This is a genomic window from Olsenella uli, assembly GCF_901212655.1.
Classification (GTDB): Bacteria; Actinomycetota; Coriobacteriia; order Coriobacteriales; family Atopobiaceae; genus Parolsenella; species Parolsenella uli_A.
Window position 1 is genome coordinate 1 of sequence record NZ_CAAKON010000037.1, and the last position, 1,658, is coordinate 1,658.

At 58.4% G+C, this 1,658-nt stretch carries 1 protein-coding gene; it reads left to right on the top strand.

Translation table 11 applies throughout. The annotated features are described in order from the left end of the window. Window positions 1-201 precede the first annotated feature (201 nt). Complete coding sequence (locus EFAMC2_RS06920; protein ID WP_154028103.1) at window positions 202-1,500, top strand: ATP-binding protein; 1,299 nt, start codon at window positions 202-204, stop codon at window positions 1,498-1,500. Window positions 1,501-1,658 lie beyond the last annotated feature (158 nt).

Sequence of the window (1,658 nt, forward strand, 5' to 3'; positions counted from 1 at the left end):
TCCCCGACGGCTAGTCGTTTAAGAACGTCCCCGATGACTACCTTTAGAAACCCGGAAAAACTGCGTGCTGCGGCGATTTGGACCAGGAAAAGCTGCGCGAAACGCCAAAATAGACCCTGAAAAGCTGCAAATTTCTCTAGAATAGACCCCGAAAAGCTGCAAACCGCTGGTAGACAGGTGTATAGGGTGCTAAAGCGAAAGATGCTCGAAACGCTTCGGGCGTGGAGGGCGAGCAAGGGTGTGGAGTGCCTGCTCATCAAGGGGGCTCGGCAGGTTGGAAAATCGTATATAGTCGCCGAGTTTGGGCACCTCGATTACGAGAGCTTCGTGTCCATCGACTTCATCGAGTCCCCGGAGCTCAAGGAAGTTTTCGACGGACCGCTCGATGCCGATACAATCTACCGGCAGATCTCCCTCGTTGTCCCGGGCGCGCGGTTCGTCCCTGGCAAAACGCTCATCTTTCTTGATGAGATTCAAGAATGCCCCGCCGCGCGCGCCGCGCTCAAGTACCTTGCGCTCGACGGCAGGTGCGATGTGGTGGCCTCGGGGTCGCTTCTGGGCATTCGCTTCAAGGAGGAGGCGGCCAAGGCATCCGTGCCCGTTGGCTACGAGCGCGAGATCGCCATGGGGCCCCTCGACTTCGAGGAGTACCTATGGGCGCGCGGTTACGACGCGGAGTCTATCGAGGTCCTTCGCGGCTTCTTCGAGTCGCGCGAGCCGGTTCCCTCCGCCGTTAATCAAAAGATGATGCAGATGCTGCGCGAATACCTTGCCGTTGGCGGAATGCCCGCGGTGGTGAGCGCGTTTGTGGAATCGAACAGCTTCGCTATTGCCCACGACGAGCAACGCAGCCTTTTGGCATCGTATCTGGACGACGTAGCCCGATACGCCGAAGCCCCCGAGCGGGTGCGCGCACGAGCGTGCTTCGAATCGCTTCCGCGCCAGCTTGCAAAGGAAAATACAAAATTCCAGTACTCCGTGGTGGAGAGCAGGGGAACGGCGCGCAAGTTTGGGTCATCCGTGGACTGGCTCGTGGGGGCGGGTATGGTTCGCAGGTGCCAATGCGTGACCGCGCCGCAGTTTCCGCTTGCGGCATACGAGGACGGATCGAAATTCCGCCTTTACGCTGCCGATACGGGTGTGCTCATGGCCATGTACGGCTTCGAAATGCTGGAAGCGGTGGTGAACAACAAGCTCACGGGCCCCATGAAGGGCGGCCTCTACGAGAACCTAATCGCATGCATGCTTGCGGCCAAGGGCGTGCCCCTTCGTTACTGGAGGTCGCAGAAGGGTGATCGGGAGATCGAGTTCGTTACGGACTCGTCCGACGCGAGCGTTGTCCCCGTTGAGGTAAAGGCGTCTCGCGGGTCGACGGTCTCCCTCAACGATATGCTCGAGCGCCCCGATGTAAGCCTGGGGTACAAGCTGATTGACGGCAACGTTGGCCAAGATGGCAAAAAGGTAACGCTTCCGTTGTACATGGCCATGTTCTTGGGATAGTGCCTGACAATACATAGTCATTGGGGACGTTCTTTAACGACTAGTCAAAGGGGACACTCTTTCGGCGCTTAGGGACGTTCCTTTCCTGCCGGCACTTGGGGACGCAGTTCACTCGCCCGGCTGTGAAAACTGTCCCCGACGGCTAGTCGTTTAAGAAC